At 69.9% G+C, this 26,816-nt stretch carries 22 protein-coding genes; 10 read left to right on the plus strand and 12 right to left on the minus strand.

The annotated features are described in order from the left end of the window. Positions 1 to 11: 11 nt before the first annotated feature. Both glyA and ACFWV2_RS00055 read right to left on the minus strand, forming a co-directional pair. A complete protein-coding gene (glyA, locus tag ACFWV2_RS00050) occupies positions 12 to 1,379 on the minus strand; it encodes a serine hydroxymethyltransferase (RefSeq protein ID WP_384399244.1) in 1,368 nt (455 codons plus the stop codon). A gap of 82 nt (positions 1,380 to 1,461) precedes the next feature. Then, on the minus strand, positions 1,462 to 2,334 hold the full coding sequence (locus ACFWV2_RS00055) for a TauD/TfdA family dioxygenase (RefSeq protein ID WP_384399247.1): 873 nt from the start codon (positions 2,332 to 2,334) through the stop codon (positions 1,462 to 1,464). A 277-nt stretch (positions 2,335 to 2,611) separates the two neighbouring features. Here ACFWV2_RS00055 and ACFWV2_RS00060 point away from each other — a divergent pair, with 277 nt between their 5' ends. Further along, entirely contained in the window at positions 2,612 to 3,385 is a 774-nt protein-coding gene (locus ACFWV2_RS00060; RefSeq protein ID WP_384399250.1) for a 4'-phosphopantetheinyl transferase family protein, read from the plus strand. Here ACFWV2_RS00060 and ACFWV2_RS00065 read toward each other — a convergent pair. The 3 genes from ACFWV2_RS00065 to ACFWV2_RS00075 form a co-directional block, all read right to left on the minus strand. Further along, complete coding sequence (locus ACFWV2_RS00065; protein WP_384399253.1) at positions 3,345 to 3,557, minus strand: MbtH family protein; 213 nt, start codon at positions 3,555 to 3,557, stop codon at positions 3,345 to 3,347. The two genes, ACFWV2_RS00060 and ACFWV2_RS00065, sit on opposite strands and share 41 nt — an antisense overlap. Then, a complete protein-coding gene (locus tag ACFWV2_RS00070) occupies positions 3,554 to 4,246 on the minus strand; it encodes a response regulator transcription factor (protein ID WP_384399256.1) in 693 nt (230 codons plus the stop codon). The genes ACFWV2_RS00065 and ACFWV2_RS00070 overlap by 4 nt, the downstream gene beginning before the upstream one ends. Positions 4,247 to 4,620: 374 nt before the next feature. Next, complete coding sequence (locus tag ACFWV2_RS00075; protein WP_384399259.1) at positions 4,621 to 5,616, minus strand: helix-turn-helix domain-containing protein; 996 nt, start codon at positions 5,614 to 5,616, stop codon at positions 4,621 to 4,623. Positions 5,617 to 5,920: 304 nt separating this feature from the next. Here ACFWV2_RS00075 and ACFWV2_RS00080 point away from each other — a divergent pair, with 304 nt between their 5' ends. Both ACFWV2_RS00080 and ACFWV2_RS00085 read left to right on the plus strand, forming a co-directional pair. Continuing rightward, positions 5,921 to 6,097 carry a hypothetical protein gene (locus ACFWV2_RS00080; protein ID WP_384399262.1) on the plus strand — a complete coding sequence of 59 codons (177 nt, stop codon included), beginning with the start codon at positions 5,921 to 5,923 and terminating at the stop codon, positions 6,095 to 6,097. A gap of 131 nt (positions 6,098 to 6,228) precedes the next feature. Continuing rightward, positions 6,229 to 6,375: a hypothetical protein gene (locus ACFWV2_RS00085; RefSeq protein ID WP_384399265.1), complete on the plus strand. Its 147-nt coding sequence runs from the start codon at positions 6,229 to 6,231 to the stop codon at positions 6,373 to 6,375. Positions 6,376 to 6,480: 105 nt separating this feature from the next. On the opposite strand, the gene ACFWV2_RS00090 is transcribed toward ACFWV2_RS00085, so the two are convergent. Further along, positions 6,481 to 7,107, minus strand: coding sequence for a DUF6083 domain-containing protein (locus ACFWV2_RS00090; RefSeq protein ID WP_384399268.1), 627 nt, complete (start codon positions 7,105 to 7,107; stop codon positions 6,481 to 6,483). Positions 7,108 to 7,337: 230 nt separating this feature from the next. Between ACFWV2_RS00090 and ACFWV2_RS00095 the strand changes: the two genes are divergently transcribed. Beyond that, complete coding sequence (locus tag ACFWV2_RS00095) at positions 7,338 to 8,201, plus strand: Cof-type HAD-IIB family hydrolase (RefSeq protein ID WP_384399270.1); 864 nt, start codon at positions 7,338 to 7,340, stop codon at positions 8,199 to 8,201. 103 nt (positions 8,202 to 8,304) lie between these two features. Here the strand turns inward: ACFWV2_RS00095 and ACFWV2_RS00100 are convergent, their stop codons facing one another. From ACFWV2_RS00100 to hisC, 5 genes are all read right to left on the minus strand, one after another. Next, positions 8,305 to 10,017, minus strand: a complete 1,713-nt coding sequence (locus ACFWV2_RS00100; RefSeq protein ID WP_384399273.1) for a GAF domain-containing protein — start codon at positions 10,015 to 10,017, stop codon at positions 8,305 to 8,307. Positions 10,018 to 10,036: 19 nt separating this feature from the next. Further along, positions 10,037 to 13,645, minus strand: coding sequence for a thiol reductant ABC exporter subunit CydD (gene cydD / locus ACFWV2_RS00105; RefSeq protein ID WP_384399276.1), 3,609 nt, complete (start codon positions 13,643 to 13,645; stop codon positions 10,037 to 10,039). A 62-nt stretch (positions 13,646 to 13,707) separates the two neighbouring features. Further along, positions 13,708 to 14,712: a cytochrome d ubiquinol oxidase subunit II gene (gene cydB / locus ACFWV2_RS00110; protein WP_384399279.1), complete on the minus strand. Its 1,005-nt coding sequence runs from the start codon at positions 14,710 to 14,712 to the stop codon at positions 13,708 to 13,710. Positions 14,713 to 14,730: 18 nt separating this feature from the next. Then, positions 14,731 to 16,239 (minus strand): cytochrome ubiquinol oxidase subunit I, encoded by a 1,509-nt coding sequence (locus tag ACFWV2_RS00115; protein WP_384399282.1) that lies wholly within the window; start codon positions 16,237 to 16,239, stop codon positions 14,731 to 14,733. A 212-nt stretch (positions 16,240 to 16,451) separates the two neighbouring features. Then, positions 16,452 to 17,549: a histidinol-phosphate transaminase gene (gene hisC / locus ACFWV2_RS00120; RefSeq protein WP_384399285.1), complete on the minus strand. Its 1,098-nt coding sequence runs from the start codon at positions 17,547 to 17,549 to the stop codon at positions 16,452 to 16,454. A 392-nt stretch (positions 17,550 to 17,941) separates the two neighbouring features. On the opposite strand from hisC, the gene ACFWV2_RS00125 reads away from it, so the two are divergent. The 3 genes from ACFWV2_RS00125 (at position 17,942) to ACFWV2_RS00135 (ending at position 21,596) form a co-directional block, all read left to right on the plus strand. Continuing rightward, complete coding sequence (locus ACFWV2_RS00125; RefSeq protein ID WP_384399288.1) at positions 17,942 to 19,048, plus strand: LacI family DNA-binding transcriptional regulator; 1,107 nt, start codon at positions 17,942 to 17,944, stop codon at positions 19,046 to 19,048. A gap of 264 nt (positions 19,049 to 19,312) precedes the next feature. Next, on the plus strand, positions 19,313 to 20,773 hold the full coding sequence (locus ACFWV2_RS00130) for a metallophosphoesterase (protein ID WP_384399291.1): 1,461 nt from the start codon (positions 19,313 to 19,315) through the stop codon (positions 20,771 to 20,773). Positions 20,774 to 20,933: 160 nt separating this feature from the next. Further along, a complete protein-coding gene (locus ACFWV2_RS00135) occupies positions 20,934 to 21,596 on the plus strand; it encodes a hypothetical protein (RefSeq protein WP_384399294.1) in 663 nt (220 codons plus the stop codon). An 83-nt stretch (positions 21,597 to 21,679) separates the two neighbouring features. Here ACFWV2_RS00135 and ACFWV2_RS00140 read toward each other — a convergent pair whose 3' ends face one another. Further along, positions 21,680 to 21,835, minus strand: a complete 156-nt coding sequence (locus ACFWV2_RS00140; protein ID WP_384400341.1) for a hypothetical protein — start codon at positions 21,833 to 21,835, stop codon at positions 21,680 to 21,682. A gap of 111 nt (positions 21,836 to 21,946) precedes the next feature. On the opposite strand from ACFWV2_RS00140, the gene ACFWV2_RS00145 reads away from it, so the two are divergent. The 3 genes from ACFWV2_RS00145 to ACFWV2_RS00155 all read left to right on the plus strand — a co-directional run bounded on the left by ACFWV2_RS00145 (position 21,947) and on the right by ACFWV2_RS00155 (position 26,805). Continuing rightward, positions 21,947 to 23,452 carry a recombinase family protein gene (locus tag ACFWV2_RS00145; protein WP_384399297.1) on the plus strand — a complete coding sequence of 502 codons (1,506 nt, stop codon included), beginning with the start codon at positions 21,947 to 21,949 and terminating at the stop codon, positions 23,450 to 23,452. A gap of 300 nt (positions 23,453 to 23,752) precedes the next feature. After that, positions 23,753 to 24,583, plus strand: coding sequence for a hypothetical protein (locus ACFWV2_RS00150; RefSeq protein WP_384399300.1), 831 nt, complete (start codon positions 23,753 to 23,755; stop codon positions 24,581 to 24,583). Further along, positions 24,580 to 26,805, plus strand: coding sequence for a UvrD-helicase domain-containing protein (locus ACFWV2_RS00155; RefSeq protein WP_384399303.1), 2,226 nt, complete (start codon positions 24,580 to 24,582; stop codon positions 26,803 to 26,805). The genes ACFWV2_RS00150 and ACFWV2_RS00155 overlap by 4 nt, the downstream gene beginning before the upstream one ends. The last annotated feature ends 11 nt before the right edge of the window (positions 26,806 to 26,816 follow it).

A 26,816-nucleotide genomic window follows, 5' to 3' on the forward strand; every position in this document is an offset into this window, starting at 1 on the left:
GGCCGCGGCGGTCAGTAACCGGCGACGGGCCGGCGGTGGCAGAGGGAGCGGATCCGCTCCTGGACCCGTGCCTGCAGCGCGGGGTCGAGCGCGTACGTGGTGTTCGCCGTGTTCTCCGTGGCGGTCAGCACCTCGTGGACGAGGTCGGCGACCTCCGCGACGTCGGCGAGGTCGAGACCGCGCGCCGCCATGCTGTTGCTGCCGAAACGCACGCCGGACGTCACCATGGCGGAGTGGGTGTCGCCGACGATCCGGTTCTTGTTGACGAGGATGCCGCACTGCTCCAGCGCCTTCTCGGCGTTGACGCCCGTGACGCCGTACGACGTGAGGACGTCGGCCACGACGATGTGGTTGTCGGTGCCGCCGGAGATGACCCGTACTCCGCGGCCCATGAGCTGCTCGGCGAGCGCGGCCGCGAGGTCGCGCACCCGGTGGATGCGGGCGGTGAACTCCGGTGTGGTCGCCGCCCCCAGGGCGTAGGCCTTGGCGGCGATGCTGTTCACCACCGGCGCGCCCTGGATCAGCGGGAAGAGGCCGCTCTGCAGAGTCTGCCGAAGCGTGCGGCCGGTGGGGAGCACCATGTCGGCGGAGTCGCCGAGCAGGATCAGACCGCCGCGCGGACCGTAGAGCTGCTTGTGCGTGCAGGTGGTCACCACATGGGCGTGCGCAAGGGGCGACGGGTGCAGCCCGGCCACCACGAGCCCGGCGATGTGGGTGATGTCGGCGAGCAGGTACGCCCCCACATCGTCGGCGATGGCGCGGAACGCGGCCCAGTCGAGCGTACGGGGGTAGGCGGTGGTGCCCGCCACGATCAGGCGCGGCCGGTGCCGCAGGGCCTGGGCCCGGACCTCCGCGTAGTCGATGAGGCCGTCGGGCCCGAGGCCGTAGCTGCGGGCGTCGAAGATCCGGCCCGAGATGTTGACCGAGGCGCCGTGGCTGAGGTGGCCGCCCGCGTCCAGGTCGAGGCCCAGGATCGGGTCGCCCGGCTTCAGCAGGGCGTTCATGACCACCTGGTTGGCGGTGCTCGCCGAGTGGGGCTGGACGTTCGCGTAGCGGGCGCCGAAGGCCTGCTTGGCGCGTTCGACCGCGAGCCGCTCGACCTTGTCGACGTTCACGCAGCCGGCGTGGAACCTGCGGCCCGGGTACCCCTCGGCCGTGACGTTGGCGAAGAAACTGCCCTCGGCGAGCAGCGCCGCGGGCGTCACCGGGCTGCACGAGGCGACGAGGGCGAGGGTCTCGTGCTGCCGGCGGAGCTCGTCGTCCATGAGCCCGTACAGGGCCGGGTCACCGAGCTCCATGGCGTGCAGGGCGTTCTCGTAGAAGGACGACAGCGGAGCGGTCGGCGGGGTGAGCGTGGGCAGACCGACGGCGTGGGTCATGGAGTCGCATCCAAACTGTGAGGGCGGCGGTCGACGGGCGGCGGTCGACGGGCGGCGGGCGACAGACGGGGTGAGGGGCTGGTCAGAAGTTCGGCGTCGAGAGCATCGCCGCGACCTTGCGGTCGGGGTCCTCGAAGCCGCGCCGGCCGTGCATCACGCGCTTGTTGTCGATCATGACGATGTCGCCGGCCTGCCACTGGAGGTCGACCCGCACCTGCTCGGTGGCGTCGAGGGCGTCCCAGCGGACGTGCTGCGGAATGGTCGAGCCGTCCTCGAACGACACGATCGCGCCCGAGCCCAGGTAGCTGTTGCACAGCGTGGGCGCGTCCACGTAGGGCGCCTGCGGGACCGCGGAGACGGTCCACTTCCAGTTGAGGTTGCCGGCGTCGTCGAAGTCGTAGGCGAAGTCGTCGAAGGTGGCGAACAGTGCCTCGAGCTCGGCGCGGTCGGCCGTGCCGAACACGCGCTCCTGGTGCTCGGGCGCGGTCGGGAACGGCAGGCGCCAGGTCAGCCGGAGCCTGTCGAACAGGTCGCGGGTCTCCGGGGCGAGCCGCTTGTACGCCTCGACGCCGTCGTAGACCGTCGTCTCACCGTCCTCGTCGGCCGGCCGCACGCAGTAGAACCACTGGAGGCCTGGGTGCAGCGGGCAGTAGCTCATCTCGGAGTGCGCCGGAATGGGATTCCGGTGCGCGTCGACGAGCAGCACGGCGCCGTCGTCGGAAATCGTCTCGCGGTTCGGGTTCTGGTGGAAGAAGAGCTTCGACGAGAACTTCTGGACGAGTTCACGGAAATCGTCGGCGGTGGCCCCGAACCCGCGGAACATCAGAGTGCCGTGCTCCTTGAAGAGTTCGGCTATCTCGGAGTGCGGGAGTTCGGCGAGCGGGAGATCCGCGCTCTCGATCACCAGACCGTGGTGATCGGAAAGGGGAACGGTTTTGAAGGGGGTGATAACCATGAGAATTCCTAGTGGGGAGAGGCCCTGTCAATCGATCACGACGGTGACATTAGAGGGGCGCCAAGAGCGCGGGCAATATCGGAACCCTGGACGGATCCGGTCAATGAAGGGGCCGTGGAATTCCGTCCAAGGCGCGGATGAGGCCATGTCCCCCAAACAGGTGTCACGGCTTTCGGGGGCGTGCGCCCACGCCGTCCTGCCGCCACCATGGGAGGCCGGTCGGTACACGCGGTACCTCTCCGTCCCGGCAGTGGAAGGCGATGTGGAAGGCGAAGCGGTGGAAGTCGAAACCCCGGCCGTCCCGGTGCTCGGTCCGGCCGACTGCCACATCTGGTGGACCGATCCGGCCACGGTCACCGACGACTGCCTGGCCCTGCTCGACAGCGTCGAGCAGGAGCGGATCCCCCTCCTGCGCAGAGCGGAGGACCGCAGACGGTTCATCGCGGGACGGGCCCTGCTGCGCACCGCCGCGGCCGGCTATCTCGGACGCGCGCCCCGACGTGTCGAGGTGGTCGCCCACTGCCCCGACTGCGACCGGAACCACGGCAAGCCCGAACTGCCGGGCACCGGACTCCAGGTGTCGGTCTCGCACTCGGGCGACCGGGTGGCGGTGGCCGTCACCCGGGCCGGCGCGGTCGGCATCGACGTGGAGGAGATCGGCGCGTCCGTGTCGCCCACGGAACTGCTCCCCCATGTCATCGGGCCCGCGGAGCCACGCACCCCCGCCCACGCCACCGCGAGCGGCTTCCACCGGATGTGGACCCGGAAGGAGGCCGTGCTCAAGGCGACGGGTCTGGGGCTGCGGGTCCCGCTGTCCGAGATCGGCGTGTCGGCCCCGGAGGAGGACCCGAGGGTGCTGTTCCTGGGCGGTCCGGCCGCGAGGCCCGCCGAGGACTTCGTCCTGGCCGACCTGGAGCCGGGCGCGGGATGTGCGGCCGCGGTCGCCGTGATCGGCGGCGGACCGCTGACCTTCACCGCCTACTCCCGGAGCCACCCCTCGGCCGTCGCCTTCAGCGCGGGGCCGCCGCGGGCTCCGGCGCCCGTGCGCTGAGCGGCCTCATGTCCGTCCACACCTCCTCGATGTGGTCGAGGCACTGCTGCCGGTCGCCGCGGAACCCGTCCGGCTCCCAGCCGGCCGGCAGGTCACGGTCGGCGGGCCAGAGCGAGTACCGCAGTTCGTGGTTGCGGACCACGAGATGGGTGCCGTTGTCCTCGGACGTCATGTCGTCTCCACCTGCTGTCGTTGTCGGGGTTCGATGTGCGCGTACGGGGCGCGCGGGGCGGTCAGGGCGGCGCGGACGAGTTGCGCCTTGTTGTGCGCGCCGAGCTTGGAGCGGATGCGCTTCACGTACGTGTCGACCGTGTGCTGGCTGATCCCGATCCGCCGGGCCGCCTGGTCGTGGGTGCAGCCCTCGACGAGATGCCTGAGCACCTCGCGCTCCCGCGGGGAGAGCGTGGCGACACCCTGCCGGACGACGGCGCCGGCCGGAGCCGGACCGGGACCCGCCACCCGCCGGACGGCGTCCACGAGCAGCAGCGGGGCATCGTCGAAGGGATGCGTCGCACCCGTCCGCCCGGAGACGGTGCGCCGCCCGCCGACCGTTCCGCCGGCCGTTCCGTGGGCCGACCCGCCGACCGATCCGCCTGCCGTCCCATCGGCCGTTCCGTGGACCGTCCCGTCGGCCGTCAGCAGGACCGTACGGGCGGCGGGCACACCGGTCGTGCCGTGCGGAGGGTCGGGCAGTTCGTCGAGCAGGCCCAGGTCGAGGACCAGGCAGTCGACCGTGCCGGCCGCCACCGCGAAGGGCGTGCCGGTCGCGAAGGCGACCTGGATGTCGTCCTCGGCGTCGAGCAGATAGCGGATGCCCAGCAGGGCGAGCGGGTTCCGGACGAAGATCCCGGCACGCACCATGTCGACTCCCCGTCTGCGCCGGTTCCGGTGTGTCCCGGCTGTCGGGGCCAAATCTTCTCGATCGGCGGACGCCAGGGAAGACAACTCCGGTGGCCCCTTCGGGTCCTGGACAGAAAGGGCCACCGGGACGCGGGCACGGGGGGACGGACCAGGGAGGGGGCGGGTCACGGGGGCGCGAGTCACGGGGGGTGCCGCGAGTCACGGGGGGGGCGCGAGTCACGGGAGCCACGACGAAAGGGCCGCCCCGCTACGGGGCGACCCGGATGGCCGACGAGACGCAGACGCGCGGGACGCGTGCGACACACGGGACACGCAGAACACGCAGAACACGCGCGAACGCAGAACACGCAGAACACGCGGGACACGCGGGACGGTCAGCGCTGCTCCGAGATCCAGCCGTTCTGCACGGCGCGGACGCCCGCCTCGAACCGGCTGCGCGCCCCGAGCCGCGTCATCAGCTCGGAGGCCAGCCGCCGCGCGGTACGCGGCGACACGCCGAGCCGCTTGGCGATGGTCTCGTCCGTGTGGCCCTCGGCCAGCAGGACCACGACCATGGCCTGCTGGTCGGTGAGCCCCTGGTCGTCGGCCCTGCTCTCCTCGCTCAGCGGCCGGGCGCCGCTCCAGACGCTGTCGAACAGCGCGCACAGTGCGGTCAGCGTGCCGTGGCCGGTGAGGACGAGGGCGCCCTCGGAGCTGTTGTCGCTGTTCACGGGGATGACGGCGGCCTTGCGGTCGACGACGATCATCCGGGTCGGCAGCGTCGGCACCGTGCGCACCTCGCCGCCCAGTTGGGAAAGCCAGCTCACGTACTGGAGGGTGTGCGGGCTGTTGCTCGCGCTGTTGAGGTAGACCGTCCGCATCCGGACACCGCGCTCCAGCAGCTCCCGGTTGAGCGGCTTCGCGGCCTCGATGTGCTCCGGCCGCTGGGGCCCGTCGGGGGCGAAGGTCATGACCTCCTCCCGTGTGTCCCGGGTGAGGGCCGCGAGCCGGTCGCGGATCTGGTCGATCCCGGTCAGGCGCTCACTGTGGGAGCGGGTGTCGGCCGGCCGTGCCTCCGCGAACTCCGCGATCAGCCGGGCCGCGGCCGCCCGCGAGTCCTCCAGCTGTCTCTGGTGTGCCGCGAGTTGCTCCTGCTGACGTGTCATGAGCAGTTGCAGGCCGACCTCGGGCGATACGGGCCACAGTTCGCCCTCGCGGTCGTAGGAGGGTCTCAGCAGTGCCAGTTCGCTCAGGGTGTCGAGGGCGTGGCGCACCTGGTCGGTGGTGAGTCCCAGTCGCTCGGCGAGGTCCTTCACGCCGTCCTGCGGCTGTGCAAGGAGGCCCCGGTAGACGGCCTCGGCAACGGCATCGAGGCCGAGCGACGTGAGCACGGAAACATCTCCCCCCGGAGGTCTCGCTGTATAGGCGCTCCATCATCACACGTGTGGCCGGATTTCTACAGATGGCGGTGTGGACTGTACCGGCCATTGCCGGAATGGGACTTCTGGTGCTCTTCTCCCTTGTTCGCCCTTTTGGGAAAGTGCGAGTGTGTATCTCGTTCACACCGAACTCCTGAACAGGAAGGTGGACTTGTGTATCCCTCAGAACCTCGCGGATCTCCTTCGCGCCCTGGCGCACCCCGACGACAGGGTGGAACATGTGGTCATCCACCCCCGCCCCGGGCACGGTGTGACCGTGGGTGTCTACCTTCTGACCGAACGCCTCCGGGACGCGGAGGAGACGGCGGCGAGACTGTGCGGACGCGCGGTGGACGCGATCGGTCCGCTGCCGGGCTGGCGGGTCGGGCGCTCCGAGGCGCCGCTGCTTGCGCCGGCCGGGCTCGAAGGCCTGTGGCTGAGCCCTGAACCCTGAGCCGGGCCCGCTGACCGCTTCGGTCCAGGGCCCGTTCCGTCCACCGGATTCCTCTTCCGAAGGTCTTTCTGCTTCGCGAAGCTTTGTCGCACAGAAGGAACAACTCACCGACTTCGGAAGGGATTCATCCCTTGCAGCGTTTTCGTCCCGCCCACCGCTGGGCTGCGGTTCTCCTGACGGCCTTCGCCCTCCTGACCCCGACGTTCGCCCTGACCGGCGACATCACGGAGTCCGTCGTCGTGGGCGCACCCGCGCCGGACGACATGATCTGGGGCTGACATCCGCCACGGCGTCACCCGAGACGCGGGACGAGGGCGCCCTGACCGCCCTTCCAGGATGAGCACGGCATCGAGGACACGGGTCTTCGATGCCGTCTCGGCTTTTCAGGCGTGACGGTCGGCGCCCACGGCCGATCGCCGGACGTGGCCCCGCCACAGGGCCGACAGGACGGGGAAGCCGACGGGCTCCGGGTGCGCCCCGCAGACGTCGGCATGAGCGACCCGGCAGGTGCCGGACGGCAGGACAGCACCGACGGCACCCGGATCGCCCACGGTCCCGTCGTCGGCGACGCGCCGCCGGCTGCGCGCGGGGACGACCCCGGCCCTCAGCGCCCCCGGCTCGATCATGAGCCAGTGCCCCAGGGCCGTACGGCGCCACTCGACCCGCGCTCCGCACCACGCGCACTCCCCGAAGGCGGCACCGGCCGTGTCCGGCCCGAACCCCCCGGAGCGCGGTTCCGGCACGTGCCCCCGGGGCCGGGGCCGGGACGCGGACGCGGACGCGGACGCGGCGGAGCGGGTTTCCGGTACGGCATTGCCCGGCCGGACCGCGAACGCGGCGGCGTCGATCAGACCGGCCAGGACGTCGCCCACGAGGACCGGGTCCCGTGTGGCAGCCGCCGCCCCGGGACCCTCGCACTCCGGGCAGAGCGCCAGGCCGAGGCTCGGGACCCACGTCCCGTACGGCGCACCGCAGGAGTCGCACGCGTCACTCCGCCGCTCCGAGCCCATGTCCCGCCCCCCTGAGACGCCATCAGCTGTCAGGGACATTCCCCCTCAGCACCGAGAACGAACGGATGTTTACGGCCATGTCGGGTCGTACCCGTCGGCCGCGCGGGCCGGGCCCCCAGCCCGACACCCCCGAGCCCGCCCGACCCCGGCCCCGGCGGCCGGCCACCTCCAGGGCACTCATATGTGCGGCTCCCCGCACGCCCGTGCGCCCGGTGCGGAAGAATGGCGCGGTGACCTCTCCCCGTGCCCCGCGCACTCCCGCCCCGGCGCCCCGGCTGATCGCCACCGACCTCGACGGCACGCTGCTGCGCGACGACAAGTCCGTCTCCGCACGCACGGTCGCCGCCCTCGCCGCGGCCGAGCGGGCCGGGATCGAGGTCTTCTTCGTCACCGGCCGCCCGGCCCGCTGGATGGACGTCGTCAGCGCCCACGTCCACGGCCACGGCCTCGCGATCTGCGCCAACGGCGCCGCCGTCGTCGACCTCCACGCGGGAGGCACCTTCCTCGACGTGCACCCGCTGGAGCGGGCGATCGCCCTCGACGTCGTCCGGGCCCTGCGCGCCGCCGCCCCCGGGACGTCCTTCGCGGTCGAGCTCACCACCGGCATCCACTACGAGCCGCAGTACCCGCCGTTCTTCCTCGACCCCGGGGCGACCGTCGCCACCGCGGAGAAGCTCCTCTACGAGGAGACGTCCGGCGCCGCGGCCCCGGTCCTCAAGCTGCTCGCCCAGCACCCGGAGCTCGACCCCGACGTGTTCCTCGCGACGGCCAGGGCGGCCGCGGGGGAGCGGGCCTCGTTCACCCGGTCGAGTCCCACCGCCCTCATCGAGATCAGCGCGCTCGGTGTCTCCAAGGCCTCCACCCTGGCCCTGTGCTGCGCCGAGCGCGGCATCACTGCCGATGAGGTCGTCGCCTTCGGCGACATGCCGAACGACATCGAGATGCTGAGCTGGGCCGGCCGCTCGTACGCGATGGGCAACGCCCACCCGGACGTGTTCGGCGCCGCCTCCGGCCGTACGGTCGGCAACAACGAGGACGGCGTGGCCGTCGTCATCGAACAGCTGATCACCGAGGCACGGCAGGACCGGCGTTAGAACGGGGCCGACGGCCCCACCGACATCAGGAGCGGGGCCCACCGCACCACCGTCGTACCGCCGCCGTCAGAGCGGGACCCACCGCACCACCGTCCCACCGACGTCAGAGCGGGGCCTCCCACACCACCGTCGTACCGCCGCCGTCCTCCCCGACCCCCGGTCCGCACCAGCTCGCGCCGCCCAGTGCCTCGGCCCGCCGCGCCAGGTTGCGCAGGCCGCTGCGGCGACCGCCCGCGGGGAGGCCGATGCCGTCGTCCGCGACCGAGAGCCGTACCCCCGCCGAGCCGTCGGGCAGGGTGACACCCGCGTCGACGACCACCTCGATCCTGCTCGCCTCCGCGTGCCGGAACGCGTTGGAGAGCGCCTCGCGCAGGGCGGCGATGAGGTTCTTGCCGGTGAGTTCGCCGACTGTCGAGTCGATCGCGCCGAGAAAGCGGTGCGCGGGCTTGAAGCCGAGCGGCACGGCGGCCATGTTGATCTCCCGCAGGACCCGGGTGCGCAGCCCCGACGGCGCCTCGGCGGGCCCCTGCTGGAGCGCGAAGATCGCCGTACGGATCTCCTGGATGGTGACGTCGAGTTCGTCCACCGCCTTGCCGACGCCGTCCCGCACCGCCGGCACGATCGACCTGCGCTGGGCGCTCTCCAGCATCATGCCGGTGGCGAAGAGCCGCTGGATCACCAGATCGTGCAGGTCACGGGCGATCCGGTCGCGGTCCTCGTACACGGCGAGGCGTTCCCGGTCGCGCTGCGCCTCGGCCATCATCAGGGCGAGCGCCGCCTGCGAGGCGAACTGGGTGGCGAGCGTCCGTTCCGCCTCCGTGAACGGGCGGGCCCCCCGCACCCGGGGCGTGGCGAGCGCGCCGAGCACCCGCCCGCCGCTCTGCAGCGGCAGCATCATGCTCGGCCCGTACGAGGAGGTCAGCCGGCTGATCATCAGCGGGTCCGTCGACGCGTCCGCCACGAAGACCGCCTCGCCGTCCAGGAGCCGCCGCACCACCGCGCTCTCGGGCGGGATCACCACGCCGAGGGACTTCGTGGACCGGGGCGAGGAGACGGCGACGATCTCCAGACCGCCGTCCTCGGCGGGCAGCAGCACGATCCCGGCGTCCGCGTCGGCGAGCCTGCGGGCCTGCTCGGCGACGACCGTGAGGGCGTCGTCCGCGTCACCGCCGGAGAGCAGCGCGGTCGTCACGGCGACCGAGCCGTCGATCCACCGCTCGCGCTGCCGGGCGGCCTCGTACAGCCGGGCGTTGCCGATGGCGATGCCGGCCTCGGTGGCCAGGACCCGGACCATGTGCACGTCGTAGTCGTTGAACTCGCCGTCCCCGCGCTTCTCCGCGAGGTACAGGTTGCCGAAGATCTCGCCCTGGACCCGGATGGGGACGCCGAGGAAGCTCGCCATCGGGGGATGTCCGGCCGGGAAGCCCGCGGAGCGCGGATCGGTGGACAGATCGGCGAGGCGGATCGTCTGGGGCTCGCGGATCAGCGCGCCGAGCAGCCCCGCGTGACCGTCGGGACGCCTCCCGATCCGGCGGGCCACGTCCTCGCCGACACCGAAGGTGACGAAGTCGGAGAGGCCCTTGCCCTCCTCGTCGACGACGCCGATCGCGGCGTAGCGGGCGTCGGCGAGTTCGGCGGCGGTCTCGCAGATGCGGTCGAGGGTGGAGTGGAGTTCCAGCCCGGTGCCGACCGAGCGCATCGCCTCGAGGAGCTGCGGTACGCGGGCGGTGAGCTCGGTGGACAGCCCCTGGAGGCTGCGGGTGGCCTGTGTGGTGGCTTCCAGGGGGTCCGAGGCGTCGGACGCTGCGGCGGTCATGACGTGAGCCTAGTAAGTCCTATTTGGCGAGAAAAGTCGGCCGGCCCTCCTCGCCCGCTCCCGCGCCGACGGCGAGCAGGTCGGTCGCCCGCTCCTGTGCCAGCATCCGGCGCAGCGGGCCGTCCGTCTCCGCGAGTTCCGCGTACGGGCCGCGCTGCACGGTCCGGCCCTCGTCCAGGACGAGGACCTCGTCGACCGCGTCGAGGCCGTGCAGCCGGTGGGTGATGAGGACGGTCGTCCGGCCCTCGGTGGCCCGGAGCAGGTCGTCGGTGAGCGCGTCGGCCGTGGCCAGGTCCAGGTGCTCGGCCGGCTCGTCGAGGACGAGGACCGGGAAGTCGGCGAGCAGGGCGCGGGCGAGGGCAAGGCGCTGCCGCTGGCCGCCGGAGAGCCGGGAGCCGTGCTCGCCCACGAGGGTGTCGAGCCCGTCCGGGAGTCCGTCCACCCAGTCGAGCAGCCGCGCCCTGCGCAGTGCCTCGTGCAGCTCCTCGTCGCTCGCCCCGGTGCGGGCGAGTCGCAGGTTCTCCCGGACGGAGCTGTCGAAGAAGTGCGCGTCCTGGGCGCAGAGGCCGACGAGCCGCCGGACCGCGTCGCCTTCGAGCTCCCGCGCGGGCACCCCGCCGAGCCGGTACACGCCCTGCTCCGCGTCCAGGAACCGCAGCAGCACCTGGGCGAGCGTGGTCTTGCCGGAGCCGGAGGTGCCGACGACGGCGACCCGGCGCCCGGCCTCCAGGGTGAGCCGGAAGTCGGAGAGCGCGGCCCGCTCCTGCCCCGCGTACCGGGCGGACAGCCCGGCCAGTTCCAGCGGGAACGGACCCGTCGGGGGGGTGTGCGGCTGAGCCGGCTCGTGTACGGGGACGGGGGCGTCGAGCACCTCGAAGACCCGCTCGGCACTGTGCCGGACACGCTGGCGGTACCGCACGGCGAGCGGCAGTCCGGTGACGGCCTCGAAGGCGGCGAGCGGGGTGAGCACGACCACGGCGAGGGCCACTCCGTCGAGACGCCCGTCCCGTACGGCCTGGACGCCGACGAACGCGGCGGCCACGACCGTGAGCCCGCACACCAGGGCGGAGAGCCCGGACCCGAGCGCCGTGGCGGCGGCCTGCCGGGAGGCGATGCCGGTGAGGGTGCGGTCGGCGGCCCGCGCCCGTTCGATACGGCTCCGCAGGGCCCCGGCCACCGTCAGCTCGGCGCAGCCGCGCAGCAGGTCGGCCACGGCGGTGGCCAGGGCGCCGCGCGCGGGGGCGAGCCGCCGTTCGGCCCGGCGGGCCAGCGCCCCGCCGGCCGCGGGGACGAGGACGCCCGCGACGAGGAGGCCCACCGCGAGGACGGCACCGGCCTCGGGCAGCAGCCAGGCGGTGAACCCGACGGACGCGACCCCGACGACGAGCGCGGCGCCCGCGGGGAGCAGCCAGCGGAGCCAGTAGTCCTGGAGCGCGTCGACGTCCTGGACGAGCCGGGAGAGCAGGTCCCCGCGGCGGGTGCGGCGCAGCCCGGCCGGGGCGATCCGCTCCAGGCGCCGGTAGACGGAGACCCGGAGTTCGGCGAGCATCCGGAGCACGGCGTCGTGCGAGACGAGCCGCTCGGCGTACCGGAACACGGCCCGCCCGATACCGAAGGCACGCGTGGCGGTGACGGCCACCATCAGATGCAGTACGGGCGGCTGCTCGGAGGCCCGGGAGATGAGCCACCCGGACACCGCCATGAGCCCCACGGCGGACCCGAGGGCAAGGCTCGCGAGCAACAGCGCGAGCCCCATCCGCCCCTTGAGCTCCCCCGCCATGTCCCGCACCCGCCGAAGCACGGCCTCCGGCGCGGTGCCCACACCCGCACGTGGTGTGGGCATCCGTTCCGCAGGGGGCGGAACGGGTGGGCACAACGCCGCACCCGTGTCGGATTCGACGCCCCCCGCCCCTCGGCCCACCCCCCGCGCCTCCGCGAGGACAGCGCCCGCGCCCCGCAACGCCCCGGCCCCGGCCCCGGCCCTGGACAAGGTCACCACCCGGTCCGCGACGGCGAGCAGCGCCGGCCGGTGCACGACCAACAGCACGGTACGGCCGGCGGCGAGCCGACGGACCGCGTCCACGACCCCCGCCTCGGTCTCCCCGTCCAACGCCGCCGTCGGCTCGTCGAGCAGCAACAACGGCCGGTCCGCCAGAAACGCGCGGGCCAGCGAGAGCCGCTGCCGCTGCCCCGCCGAGAGCCCGGCCCCGTCCTCGCCGAGCACCGTGTCGAGCCCCTGCGGGAGCCCCGCGACGAACCCGTCCGCACCGGCGTCCCGCAGCGCCTCCCGTACCGCCTCGTCGGAGGCGTCCGTGCGGGCCAGGCGGACGTTCTCGGCGATCGTCCCGGCGAAGAGGTACGGCCGCTGCGGCACCCAGGCGATCCGGGACCGCCACTCCTCCAGGTCGAGCGATCCCAGGTCGACGCCCCCGACCCGTACCGATCCACCCTCCTCCGGCACGGCGAACCCGAGCACGACATCGAGCAGCGTCGACTTCCCGATCCCGCTCGGGCCCACCAGGGCCACCGTCTCGCCCGGCTCGACCGTCAGCGTCGCCGCGTCCAGCGAGGGCTCGGCCCGCCCGGCGTGACGTACCGTCACCCGGTCGAGCTCCAGCCGGACGGACTGCGGTACGGCGACATCCGCACCCCCTCCCCCCGGCACCGGCTGCTCCAGGACCTCGAAGATCTCCTCCGCGGCGGCGAGCCCCTCCGCCGCCGCGTGGAACTGCGCCCCCACCTGCCGCAGCGGCAGATACGCCTCGGGGGCCAGGATGAGGATGACGAGCCCGACGTACAGATCGAGTTCACCGTGGACGAGCCGCATGCCGATCGTCACGGCGACGAGCGCGACCGACAGGGTCGCGAGGAGTTCCAGGGCGAAGGACGAGAGGAAGGCGATCCGCAGCGTGCGCATCGTCGCCCGCCGGTACTCCGAGGTGATCTCGCGGATCGACTCGGCCTGCGCCTTGGCGCGGCCGAAGATCTTGAGGGTGGGAAGCCCGGCCACCACGTCCAGGAAGTGACCGGAGAGCCGCGAGAGCAGCTTCCACTGCCGGTCCATCCGGGCCTGGGTGTACCAGCCGATGAGGATCATGAAGACCGGGATGAGCGGCAGGGTGGCGACGATGATCGCCGCCGAGACCCAGTCCTCGGTGACGATCCGGGCCAGGACCGCCACCGGCACGACCACCGCCAGGCCGAGCTGCGGCAGATAGCGGGCGAAGTAGTCGTCGAGGGCGTCCACGCCCCGCGTCGCGAGGGCGATGAGCGAACCGGCCTTCTGCCCGCTCAACCAGCCCGGACCGAGCGCGGCCGCCCGGTCGAGGAGCCGGCCGCGGAGTTCGGACTTGACCGCAGCGCTCGCCCGGTGGGCGGCGAGTTCGGTCAGCCAGGAGACCAGGGCCCGGGCCGCCGCGACGCCCACGAGCAGCAGCAGGGCGGTGGTCAGGTCGGAGGCCGACCGGCCCTTCTGGAAGGCCCCCACCACGATCTCGGCGATGAGCATCGCCTGGGCGATGACCAGCCCCGCCCCGACGAGGCCGAGGAGCACCACCGCGATCAGGAAGACTCGGGTGGCCCTGGCGTACCGGAGCAGACGCGGATCGATCGGTTTCACGTGAAACATGCTCCCTGGAAGGGCCGACTCGCGGGCGCGACGGGTGGGACGACTACGTGGCGGCGGGACGACTAGTGGGCGTCGGCGGCGATGTGCTGCGTACCGATCCGCTTGCGGAACACCCAGTAGGTCCAGCTCTGGTAGAGCAGCACCAGCGGGGTCGCGATGGCCGCGCACCAGGTCATGATCTTGAGCGTGTACGGGCTCGACGACGCGTTCGTCACGGTGAGGCTCCACGCGGGGTCGAGCGACGACGGCATGACGTCCGGGAAGAGCGCGAGGAAGAGCATCGCCACGGCGGCGGCGATGGTCACGCCCGAGAGCGCGAACGACCAGCCCTCGCGGCCCGCCTTGATCGCGCCGATCGCGCCGACCAGGGCCGCCACGGCCACCAGCATCGCCCCGAGGCTCCAGCTGTCCCCGGTGTGGACCTGGGTCCAGGTCAGGAAGCCCAGCGCGAGCACCGCCGTGACCGGACCGAGCTTGAGCGCGAGCGCCCGCGCCCGGACCCGGATGTCACCGACCGTCTTGAGCGAGGCGAAGACCGCACCGTGGAAGGTGAAGAGGGTCAGGGTGACCAGGCCGCCGAGGAGCGCGTAGGGGTTGAGCAGCTCCCAGAAACCGCCGACGTACTCCATGTCCGCGTCGATCTTCACGCCCCGGACGATGTTGCCGAAGGCCACACCCCAGAGGAACGCGGGGATCAGCGAGGTCCAGAAGATCGCCCGCTCCCAGTTGCGCTGCCAGTTCTCCTCGGGCCGTTTCACCCGGTACTCGAAGGCGACACCCCGGATGATCAGACAGACCAGGATGATCAGCAGCGGCAGGTAGAAGCCGGAGAAGAGGGTCGCGTACCACTCGGGGAACGCGGCGAAGGTCGCGCCGCCCGCGGTGAGCAGCCACACCTCGTTGCCGTCCCAGACGGGTCCGATGGTGTTGATGAGGACCCGCTTCTCGGCCCGGTCTCGGGCGAGCAGCTTGGTCAGGACGCCGACCCCGAAGTCGAAGCCCTCGAGGAAGAAGTAGCCGATCCAGAGGACGGCGATGAGTACGAACCAGATGTCGTGGAGTTCCATGCCTCGATCTCCTCAGCCTCAGTACGAGAAGGCCATGGGGCGGTCGGGGTCCCGAGAGTCCCCGCCGATCTTGGTGGGCGGGTTGAGGTCGTCCTCGGTGAGCTCGGGCGGTCCCGCCTTGATGTACTTCACGAGGAGCTTGACCTCGATGACGGCGAGGACCGCGTAGAGCGCGGTGAAGACGATCATCGAGGTGAGCACCTCGGCCGTCGTGGTGCCGGGCGAGACCGCGTCCCGGGTGCGCAGTACGCCGTAGACGACCCAGGGCTGACGGCCCATCTCGGTGAAGATCCAGCCCCAGGAGTTGGCGATGAGCGGGAACGCCATGGTCCAGAGGGCGATGATCCAGTACCACTTGCCCAGGCGGGGGCTGAGCGCCTTCCGCTTGAACAGGACCAGGTTCGGCACCTCGTCCTCACCGGTCCTCAGGCCCGGGGCCAGCAGGAACTTCTTCCGGGTCAGCCACAGGCCGAGCATCCCGAGGGTCAGGGAGGCCATGCCGAAGCCGATCATCCAGCGGAAGCCCCAGTAGGCGACGGGGATGTTGGGCCGGTAGTCGCCGGGCCCGAACCTCTCCTGTTCGGCCTTGTTGATGTCGTTGATCCCGGGGACGTACGAGTCGAAGTCGCCGTTGGCGAGGTAGGACAGGATGCCGGGGACCTCGACGGCGACCTTGTTGTGGCCCTTCTCGACATCGCCGTAGGCGAAGATCGAGAACGGCGCGGGCGCCTCGCCGTCCCAGAGCGCCTCGGCGGCGGCCATCTTCATCGGCTGCTGCTTGAACATGACCTTGCCGAGCATGTCACCGCTGATGGCGGTGGAGAGGCCGGCGATGATCAGGGTGATCAGGCCGAGCCGCAGTGAGGTCCGCATCACCGGGACGTGCTTCTTGCGGGCCAGGTGGAAGGCGGAGACGCCGACCATGAACGCGCCGCCGACCAGGAAGGCCGCCGTCATGGTGTGGAAGAACTGGGTGACGGCGGTGTTCTGCGTGAGCACCTGCCAGAAGTCGGTGAGCTCCGCCCGGCCGCGTTCCTCGTTGATGCGGTAGCCCACCGGGTGCTGCATCCAGGAGTTGGCCGCGAGGATGAAGTACGCGGAGAGGATGGTGCCGATCGACACCATCCATATGCAGGCGAGGTGGACGCGCTTCGGCAGCTTGTCCCAGCCGAAGATCCACAGACCGATGAAGGTCGACTCGAAGAAGAAGGCGATGAGCGCCTCGAAGGCGAGCGGTGCGCCGAAGATGTCACCGACGAACCGGGAGTAGTCGGACCAGTTCATGCCGAACTGGAACTCCTGGACGATGCCCGTGACGACACCCATGGCGATGTTGATCAGGAAGAGCTTGCCCCAGAACTTCGTCGCCTTGAGGTACTTCTCGTTCTCCGTCCGCACCCAGGCCGTCTGGAGCCCGGCGGTGAGCGCGGCGAGGGAGATCGTCAGGGGGACGAAGAGGAAGTGGTAGACGGTGGTGATGCCGAACTGCCAGCGCGCCAACGTCTCTGGCGCCAGAGCGAGGTCCACGTCGTTCTCTCCTTACATCGCCGCGGTCACATCGGCAGTTCGCCCCGTTGATCCCCCCCATAAGGGGAGAAAGCGGAGCGCTTGTGAACGCGTTCACATTCACAAGCTATTATGGCTCATACGAAATCCGTATGGTGTCCCGGGTCCCCACAAAGAGACGATCCCCACAAGCAGAGCGCTCGCGGGGATCGGTCACGACGACAGGGGGCCGGTCAGCTCTCCTCGCGGAAGCCCTCCGCCGCCTTCAGGAAGAGGTCGTTCGCCTCGGTCTCACCGATCGTGACGCGCACGCCCTCGCCGGCGAACGGCCGGACCGTCACCCCGTGCCGCTCGCACTCCGCCGCGAAGTCCACCGTCCGCTCGCCGAGCCGCAGCCAGACGAAGTTGGCCTGGGTGTCCGGCACGGTCCAGCCCTGGGCCACGAGCCCCGCGCGGACCCGCTCGCGCTCGGCCACCAGCGAGCCGACCCGGCCGAGCAGCTCGTCCTCGGCCCGCAGCGAGGCCACCGCCGCGTCCTGCGCCAGCTGGCTCACCCCGAACGGCACCGCTGTCTTGCGCAGCGCGGCCGCAACCGGCTCGTGGGCGACCGCGAAGCCGACCCGCAGCCCCGCCAGGCCGTACGCCTTGGAGAAGGTCCGCAGCACGGCGACGTTCGGACGGTCACGGTACAGCTCGATGCCGTCGGGGATCTCGGCATCGCGGACGAACTCGCGGTACGCCTCGTCGATCACCACCAGGACGTCGGAGGGCACCCGGTCGAGGAAGCGCTCGAGCTCGGCCCGGCGCACCGCGGTGCCCGTGGGGTTGTTGGGGTTGCAGACGAAGATCAGCCGGGTCCGGTCGGTGATCGCCTCGGCCATCGCGTCGAGGTCGTGCACCTCGCCGTCGGTCAGCGGCACCTGCACCGAGGTGGCCCCGCTGATCTGCGTGATGATCGGGTACGCCTCGAAGGAACGCCAGGCGTAGATGACCTCGTCCCCGGGGCCCGAGGTCGCCTGGAGCAGCGACTGGGCGACGCCGACCGAGCCGGTGCCCGTGGCCAGGTGCGAGACCGGCACGCCGAAGCGGTCGGCCAGCTCCTCCGTCAGCCCCGTGCAGGCCATGTCGGGGTAGCGGTTGAAGTTGGCCGCGGCGGCCAGCGTGCTCTCCATGACCCCCGGCAGCGGCGGGTACGGATTCTCGTTGGAGGACAGCTTGAAGGCCACGGTGCCGCCCGCCGCCGCCGGCCTGCCCGGCTTGTAGGTGGGGACGCCGTCCAGCTCGGCGCGCAGCTTGGGGCCGCCCGTACTCGTCCCGCTGGTCTCGCTCACTGTGTGGCCTCCTCGACCGTCCGTACCGCCAATGCTCCTCACCTTAAGAGGATTCGCCCCCGCTGCGAATGGGCTGCGGACAACAGGAGGGACACGCTGCGGACACGGCCGCCCCGAGCGGCCCGGAGAGGGGGGAGCGCGCATCGGGGTGGCGCGCGCGGGTGGCGAGCGCCGTGGCGCGCATCCCCCGTAGAGGTGAGTTGAGACCTCTTCGAGACCTCGCCCCCACGCCAGGCCTACACCGTTCGGCAACCACAGGTCCCATGCGAAAGGCCACAACTGCCTTGGATTCTTTGCCGATTGACCTCTTTCGATCATGCAGAAACGTGTCTGTCAACGCGTGCATATGCGACCGCCTCAACCGCCCCTCATCGCCCTACTATCGGCTCGCCATGACAGCAGCAGGGAAGCACCAGGTGAGCCGGGCACAGACCCGGGGAAGCCGGCAGGGCCGGGCGGGCATCCGGGACGTGGCCGCCGCCGCCGGGGTCTCCATCACGACAGTCTCCGACGCGCTCAACGGCAAGGGCCGACTCCCCGACGCCACCCGCCGGCACGTGCGCGAGGTCGCCGACCGGCTGGGCTACCGCCCGTCCGCGGCGGCCCGCACGCTCCGCACCGGGAAGTCGGGACTCATCGGCCTGACCGTGACCACGTACGGGGATGAACCTTTCACCTTCACCGAATTCGCGTACTTCGCGGAGATGGCCAGAGCAGCCACATCGGCGGCGCTCGCCCGGGGCTACGCCCTGGTCATCCTCCCCGCCACCTCCCGCCATGACGTCTGGTCGAACGTCGCCCTCGACGGCACCGTCGTCATCGACCCCTCCGACCACGACCCGGTCGTCACCGAACTGGTCCGCCAGGGCCTGCCCGTCGTCTCGGACGGACGCCCCGCCGGCACCCTCCCGGTGACCGCCTGGGTCGACAACGACCACGAAGCCGCCGTCCTCGACCTCCTCGACCACCTCGCCGACGCCGGCGCCCGCCGCATCGGACTCCTCACCGGAACCACCACCGACACCTACACCCGCCTGTCCACCACCGCCTACCTCGACTGGTGCGAGCGCGTGGGCCAGGACCCCGTCTACGAGGCCTACCCGGCGCACGATCCGTGCGCGGGCGCCGTCGCGGCCGACCGGCTGCTCGCCCGACCCGACCGGCCGGACGCCGTCTACGGCCTCTTCGACCCCAACGGAACCGATCTCCTCGCGGCCGCACGCCGCTACGGACTGCGCGTCCCGGACGACCTGCTGCTGGTCTGCTGCAGCGAGTCGACCGTCTACGCCACCACCGAACCGCCCATCACGACCCTCTCGCTCAAGCCTCGCCGGATCGGCACGGCCGTCGTCCAACTCCTCATCGACGCCATCGAGGGGACCGACGCCGACGGCCCGGTCGAGCAGGTGATACCGACCGAACTCATCGTCCGCACCTCCTCGCAGCGCCGTCCGCCCCGCACCACGGTCAGTCCTCCGCGCTCACCGGCGAAAGACTGAATCCCGCCCCTCCGGTTCCGCCGTCCCCGCCCCTGCCCGTGGACGGGGACGGCGAAACCGGCCACCGAACCGGCCTCAACCCTGGACTGGACCTTCTCAATTCGGGCGAAACAACCGATGAACCCGGAGTGGACCCGGATTCACCACCCCTGGTGCGTCACACAGGAGGAACCTCATTCCTATGATGGGCGCACGACACCGCGGACCTCCCCGACCAGGTCGGTCCGCGATGTGCAGGGCATCGCGACGGTGGTGGAGGGGTCCATGACTCAGGGGGCCGGGCAGGAGCCCGTGGTGCGCACGGCGACATTGCGTGACTTCCGCGTACCGCCGTACGCCCGGGTGCCCGTACAGGGCCATGCCACCGAACCGACCGCGACGGACCCCCAGCCGGCCTCCGCGCCGACCGGGAACTCCGCCGCACCCCCGCCGCCCGGGAGCCCCCATGCGCCCGCGCCGGCCGAGGCCACGCACCCGGCCACCGCACCAGGGACGGCCCCGGCGCCGCAGCCCGCGCCGCCTGCGCCCGCCTCCGCACCGCCGGGCCCCGCACCCGCCTCACCGGGCCCCGCACCCGCCTCACCGCCGACCGCGCCGGCACCCGCCGCCGCGCCCGCGCCCCCGCAGGCACCGCCGCCCGCACCCGCGCCCACCGCGCCCATGCCCGCCGAGCCGACCCTCCATCTGGGACGCCGTGCCGCCCCCGCGTACGCCGCCGCGGCCGGTTCCTCCATCGTCTCCGTCGCCACCGGCCACCCCGGCAACGCCTTCCCCGACGAGGCGATGCCCGAGGGCTACACGCCGACCGAGCGCGACCTTCCGGTCATCAACCGCGGCGACACCGTCCAGGTCCCGGTCCCCCCCGAGTCCGCCCCCGCCGAGCCCGCCCCCGCGAGCGGCGAGGGACCCGGACCGCTCTTCGTCGTCGGCGACGTCCACGGCTACCTCGACGAGCTCCTGGCCGCCCTGCACGCCCAGGGCCTCATCGACGAGAACGGCGGCTGGGCCGCGGGCAACGCCCGCCTCTGGTTCCTCGGCGACTTCACCGACCGCGGCCCCGACGGCATCGGCGTCATCGACCTCGTCATGCGGCTCTCCGCCGAGGCCGCCGCCGCCGGCGGCTACTGCAAGGCCCTCATGGGCAACCACGAGCTGCTGCTCATCGGCGCCAAGCGCTTCGGCGACACGCCGGTGAACTCCGGCGCCGGCACCGCGACCTTCCAGGCCGCCTGGCTGCTCAACGGCGGCCAGAAGCACGACATGGACCGGCTCCAGGACGTCCACCTCCAGTGGATGTCCCGGCTCGACGCCGTCGTGCGCGAGGACGACCACCTCCTCCTGCACTCCGACACCACCGCGTACCTCGAATACGGCGAGACCATCGAGGACGTCAACGACACGGTCCACGAGATCCTCAACCGCAACGACGCCGACGAGGTCTGGGACGTCTTCCGCAAGTTCACCAAGCGCTTCGCCTTCCGCGACGAAGGCGGCCCGCAGGCCGTCCAGGAGCTGCTCTCCACCTACGGCGGCCACCGGATCGTCCACGGCCACAGCCCGATCCCGTACCTCCTCGGCCAGGTCGGCACGGAGGACGGCGAGGACAGCGCCGGCCCGGTCGTCGACGGTCCGCACGTGTACGCGGACGGTCTGGCGATCGCCATGGACGGCGGAGTGACCATGGCCGGAAAGCTTCTGGTCGTCCAACTCCCCCTGGACCGCTGAGGCATCACCCTGCGCATCCGCGAAAGGCGAATTCCGGAAACACCCTGTCAGCGTGTGGCACCCCCGTCCTACCATCAGGTGCATCCGTAGCAGGCTCTCCTCCGTTTCCGCCCGACCCACCGTGTTCCACGGCTGATCCGGGCCTACGGAGCATCGGGGGATGCACATGAACGTGGCTCCGCACCTGCTGACCGAGGACCGCGCCGAGTACGAGCGGATCCTCGACGACGCACTGAGCACCGCCCACACACGCCCGGACCTCGCCGGGGCCGGGACCAGGCTCACCCTCGCGCAACTGCGCGCCCTGACGCTGAACGCGACGTCGCTGGTCACCAGCGCGGCGGCGAGCGAGTACGACCACTTCGTGAAGGTCCGCGAGCAGAACCGCGCCACCCTCGGGGCCCGGTCACCGGTCCCCTCCGACCGTCCCGGTCCCGGCGCGGGCGTCGTCGCGATCTTCACCGTCCTGGTGCCCGTCCTCGCCGGGGCGGCCGCCGTCATACTCCTGCTGGTCGGCGCGGTCCTGCGGGCCCTCGCCCCCTCGCTGGTGTTCGGGGCGACGCTGCTGACCGCCGGCCTGGTCTTCGGCGCCGTGGCCGCGGCCGGACTGCTCTGCGCGGCCGCCGGGCTCCTCGTGACGGCCCTGCGCAACAGTCCGGCCGAGGTCAGCACGGGCGCCGCGCCGGACGACGAGCTGTCCCGCGCCCGGGAGGCCTGGCGCCGCGCCCTTCTCGAGCGCGGCATCATCCCCTTCCTCCGCGACGTCCTCGCCGCCACCGCACCTCCCACCGGCCCGTCCACCGGCCCGCCCGTCAACCCGTAGGGCCACCCCTCCGGCACGCAACCGGCCCGCGACTCCCCCGGGGTCGCGGGCCGGATCACGCGCCGGAACGGATCCGGAAGGCGTCAGTCCGCCAGTGGCAGGTAGACGCGATTCCCGCTCGCGGCGAACTCCTTGGACTTCTCCGCCATCCCGGCCTCGATCTCCTGCTGCGTACCGCCGTGCTCACGACGGATGTCGTGCGAGATCTTCATCGAACAGAGCATTAGCAGAGTATCCATATGGTCTAGGGTCGTGGACAGACAGCAGCATGAGACCCGAGGGGGCCGCCCGTGGAGAAGCGCGAACAGCTCGTCAGCAGGTTGCGCGGAGTGCCCGAAGGCACGCCATCCGTGGACGAGGTTCGAGCGATGCTCGCCGCGGACCCAACGCTGAAGTGCGTCGTCTGCTACGCGCGCATCTCGTTCGACGGACGAGTCAAGGACGCCCACGGCATCGAGGACCAGCACCGCGAGATGGGCGACCATGCCCGCGCGTTCAACTGGCTGGTGGTCTACCGGTACACCGACAACGACAAGAGCGCGAGCAAGGAGAGCGTCGTTCGCGACGACTTCGAGCAGCTCATCACCGACCTGAAGGCCGGCCACACGCCCGAGGGCTACCCCATTCATGGCGTGATGGCCGTGAACGACGACCGCCTCTACCGCCGGCCGAGCGACTGGGAGCGGTACCTGAAGGCGTTCACGGCGCACGAAGGCCGCGTGTACCACGACTCGAACGGCGTCCAGGACCTCTACGCCGAGGGGTTCGAGATCAAGGGCCTCGTGGGCGTGGCCATGTCGCTCAGCGAGACGAGGAAGAAGCAGCGCCGCTCACGGAACAGCCACCGCAACCGGGCGGTTCGCGGCCTGGCCGTCTCCGCCTGGCGGCCGTTCGGCTGGGAGGACGACAAGGTCACCCTTCGCCCCAAGGAGGCGGATGCTGTCCGCCAGGCCGTCAAGGACTTGATCGCGGGGGCGTCCATCTCGGAGATCACCCGGCAGTGGAAGGAGGCCGAGTTCATCACAAGCCGGGGCAATCCCTTCCAGTACCAGACCGTCAAGCAGGTGCTGATGAACCCGCGACTCTGCGGCTACCGCGAGATCAAGGGCGAGCTCGTCCGCGACGGGGACGACAAGCCCGTGGTCGGCGAGTGGGAGGCGATCGTCACTCCCAAGGACTGGTACGCCGTGACCAACACGATTCGCGAGCGGGGGCGAGGGTCGGGCGTGCCGACGGGCGGTCTGGTGCACAAATACCTGCTGACCGGCATCCTCAGGTGCGGCCACGTCCTGGAGGACGGGACCGTCTGCAACAACAAGATGATCGGCATCAAGGCGAACGACTGGTTGAAGTACAAGCACGCCTACATGTGCAAGAAGACCGTCGACGGAGGCTGCAACAAGACGTACAAGCGGGGCGACGAGACCGACCGCTTCGTGGTGGACGTGGTCATCGCCAAGCTGGAGAAGGACGCCGCCAGCAAGTCCCGCGACGTGCCCGACTGGGACAAGGCCGAAGCCCTCGAACGTGCCATCCGGCGCCGCAAGGAGCTGGAGCGCCGGTGGCACGACGACGATGACACCGACATTGACGACGAGGCGTTCTTCCGGAACCTTCCGGTGATCGAGCGCCGCATCAAGGAGCTGCGTGCCGAACAAGCGAAGCACGAGGCGTTGAAGGCGGAGGCCGAGGCGGCAGAGGCCGATATTGCCGCGTCTTTCAAGGGCAAGACACTGACTCAGAAGCGCAAGGCCATAAAGGATGCGCTCGTAGCCGTTGTGGCCGTCCCCGGCGGCAAGGGGAACAAGGCATTCGACTACGAGCTACTCAAGCCTGTGTGGCGCACTTCCGAGTGAAGCTATGTACCACTTGCTTACGTCCCTCCACTCGCGAGCGGCCCCTAGTTCCGACGATCAACTGACTGGTCATAAGCCACGCTGAAGCTCATCACATGTCCATCGAGTGCCGGAGGTACGCGGCAGCTTGGGACGACTCAAAGGCTATGCAGTTCTTCCGGGGCGGAAGGCCGTCGTCACCTGCTGTCTCGCAGGAGGGGTCGGGCACTTCTACGCGGTTCCCTGAAGCTCACGCGCACCGTACCGCAGTCGGATACGTTGGCGTCACGATGTGAACCCGATGGGTGGGAGGGGCGTGCCGTGGACGAGTCGTTCGCTGAATTCCGTGAGGTCAGCGTGACAGACCCATTGCGGCAGGGTGATGTCCTGGAAGCCGTTGCCCCAGAAGCAACGATGTGGCAGCGGCACCTACTCGTCGTGACGGCCGACTGCGACTTCGCCAATGCGAAGCACCAAGGCCGCGTCACCTGCGTTCCCATGCTCGCGGCAGAGGAGTACTTGTCGGAGATGCAGATCCCCAAGCTCCGCGAGCAGTTGGCCAAACTTCAGGTGAAAGAGCTGCGACAGATCCTCACGAAGTCTGCGGCCCCCACCATCACCGAACGCCGGCTTCGGGAGTGGCCAAGCGAACAAAAACCCATGGAAATCGTCAGCATGCTCAACCTGCAGCCCGCAGAGGCACAGAGGGCCAAAGCCGCTCTCGAAGCCATCCGCATGATGGACACACAGGCGGACAGCCTTAAGGAGAGCATGCGCCTGTTCGTGGAGGCTCAACTCATCGGCATTAACCCCCCAAAACGGGAGAATGCAGTCAAGCGGGTGAAAGAGAAACTGCGAGAACCCTATTCCCAGCCCCCTGGCGACGCACTGTTCTTGACAGCAATCGGGCCCGGACAGGACTCGGGATACTTCGCCTATCTCCGCCACATCGAACAGGTCTGGGAGCCCGCGATTGCACTTGGGCCGTCGCGCCAAAATATCTCATACCGCCGAATCTCGCGTATGCAAGACCGGTTCGCTCACGCCCTTGTGCAGAAATTCGCCATGGTGTTCATGTCGATCGGGCTCCCTAAGCAGTACGAAGACCTTCGCGATCTGCACGCTGACTATCTTGGAGATGATCTCACGTGAAGCCGCTGGTTACGACCGTCCGCGCGCTGAGCGAGCTAGCTACCGGACTATCCCCCGACGCCGTCTCCTCGTCAGCTGTTCTCTTCGAATTCAGCACCGAGTCGGCCGACTTCATCCTCTCTGTGGATGACGACGAAGAAGCGCAGCGCGTCGTCCTCATGCGCGAGCAGAACAACAAAGAGCCATTCGTTCCAGAGCATCTCGTAAGCCTAAGAAGAGAAGTCCTAAGCCGGATGAAGAGCTTCGCCGAAAGGGCTAGGACTCCGGGGCCTCTTTCCCTTCCGAAACAGTGGCACCAATATAAGTACAATAACTACATCGCTTTCAGGGCAACATCAAAGAAGGATATCCACGAAAGTCGATGGATTACGGAAGTTATCCCTGGAAAAAGAGCCGACATCATCTTCTGGACGGCCACTACTGCGGAAAACAAATCGACGCTGGAGCAGTTCGACTCCAGGCGGCCTACCGCACCCGACGTCAACGCAGACTGGCCCCTGGCCGTCGCAGCCTCTCAGGAATACTTCAGCCAGGCACGCTCCCAACCCGCAGATGTCGAGATGAGCCTTCCGGCCCTCGAACAGTCGACGACCAAGGGCTGGTCACATCAACAATGGCTGGAGGAAATTAGCAACGAGCAGCGCGCATTCATCGAGGCAGAGACGGAAAAGTCGATCCGCCTCCGAGGCCCTGCCGGCTCTGGCAAGACGCTCGCCTTGACACTCAAGGCAATCCGGGAGGTGCTTAACGCCCGCGCAGCCGGAGAGGATGTGCGTGCTCTCATCGTGACCCATAGCTGGGCGTTGGCAGCTCAGATCTCAGACTCAATCGACTCGATGGGACTCGGGCTCTTGCAGGAAATCGATGTATTTCCCCTGCTCGAACTTGCAACGATGATTTCCCCTCAGTACGTGCAGGATGAATCCTCTGGTTTCAGCCTGATTGGAGAGGACAGCCTCAGCGGCAAGCAGGCCCAGTTGGACGAGATCCAGGAAGTGCTGGATGAGTTCATCAACGGCGACTGGATCACCTATAGGGGGCAGGTCAGCGAAGGGCTGCGTGCGAGGTTCGATTCGAACGACGATGACGAACGGCGCGCGCTCGCCTGGGACCTACTCATCGAGTTCGGATCCGTCATCGGCGCTGCGGCAATCTTCCCCGGCGTTGGAGCCGATCTGCGGTACTTCCAGCTGCCACGAGCGTCATGGATGCTACCCCTGAGCCGTGAAGACCAGCGGGTCGTCTTCGAGTTGTACACACGATATTGGGCAAGCCTCGACGAACGCTCACTCACCACATCCGATCAGGTACTTGCAGACTTCCTGATCCACCTTTCGACGAATACCTGGAACCGCGCCCGCCGAGTTCAAGGATACGACTTGGTATTCGTAGACGAATTCCATCTATTCAACCCACTGGAGCGACAGGTGCTCCACTACCTCACCCGTGATACGTCGGTCTACCCCCGCGTATTCATGGCCGTGGATCCTCGGCAGTCACCGTCCGAGGCATTCATCGGTCTGGCTGCCGACGGGACCAGGTCGTCAAGTGGTGTGCCCGAGGACGACGACCTCGGCGACGTGACGAACTTCGAACTCACCACCGTTCACAGATTCACACCACAGATCCTCGAGCTCATCAAGCACGTACATCACGAGTTCCCGACCCTCGACCTCGGCCAGGAGTGGGACATCGACTTCTCCAGGGTGGAGTCTGCGCAGGCGGACGGCTCCCCGCCACACCTGATCTCCGCCGCTTCTCGCGTTGGCGAGGAGGATGACATCGTCCGCGCGGTACAGGACTTGTATCCCTCAGGCCGGCTAGCGCTCGCGGTGGTGGACTTCCGCCAATGGTCAAGGTTCAGCAGTCTCGCCTCACGGATCGGGCACTCGGGCAAGTTCCACGTGTCCACCGTCACTGGTCGATCCGACATCGAGGGTCTCGGCTACCGGCGTCGCGGGCTGGTCGTCGGAACAGCAGAGCATCTGGCGGGGCTGCAGTTCGACGCAGTGCTTGTCGCGGGGATTCCGGATCTGAACTCGTCCACGCCGACCGCCAATGAACGCATCCGGTACCTGTCGCTCCTCTACCTCGCGCTCAGCCGCGCACAGAGGGAAGTGCGTGTCTTTGTCAACGAGGACGACGATGGCGGAGCACCGGAAGTCCTTCTGCGTGCATGCAACAACCAACTGATGGAATCGAACCAGGGAAGCCGCCTCTAACCCTCGATACC

It is taken from the genome of Streptomyces sp. NPDC058671, assembly GCF_042716475.1.
Taxonomy (GTDB): Bacteria; Actinomycetota; Actinomycetes; order Streptomycetales; family Streptomycetaceae; genus Streptomyces.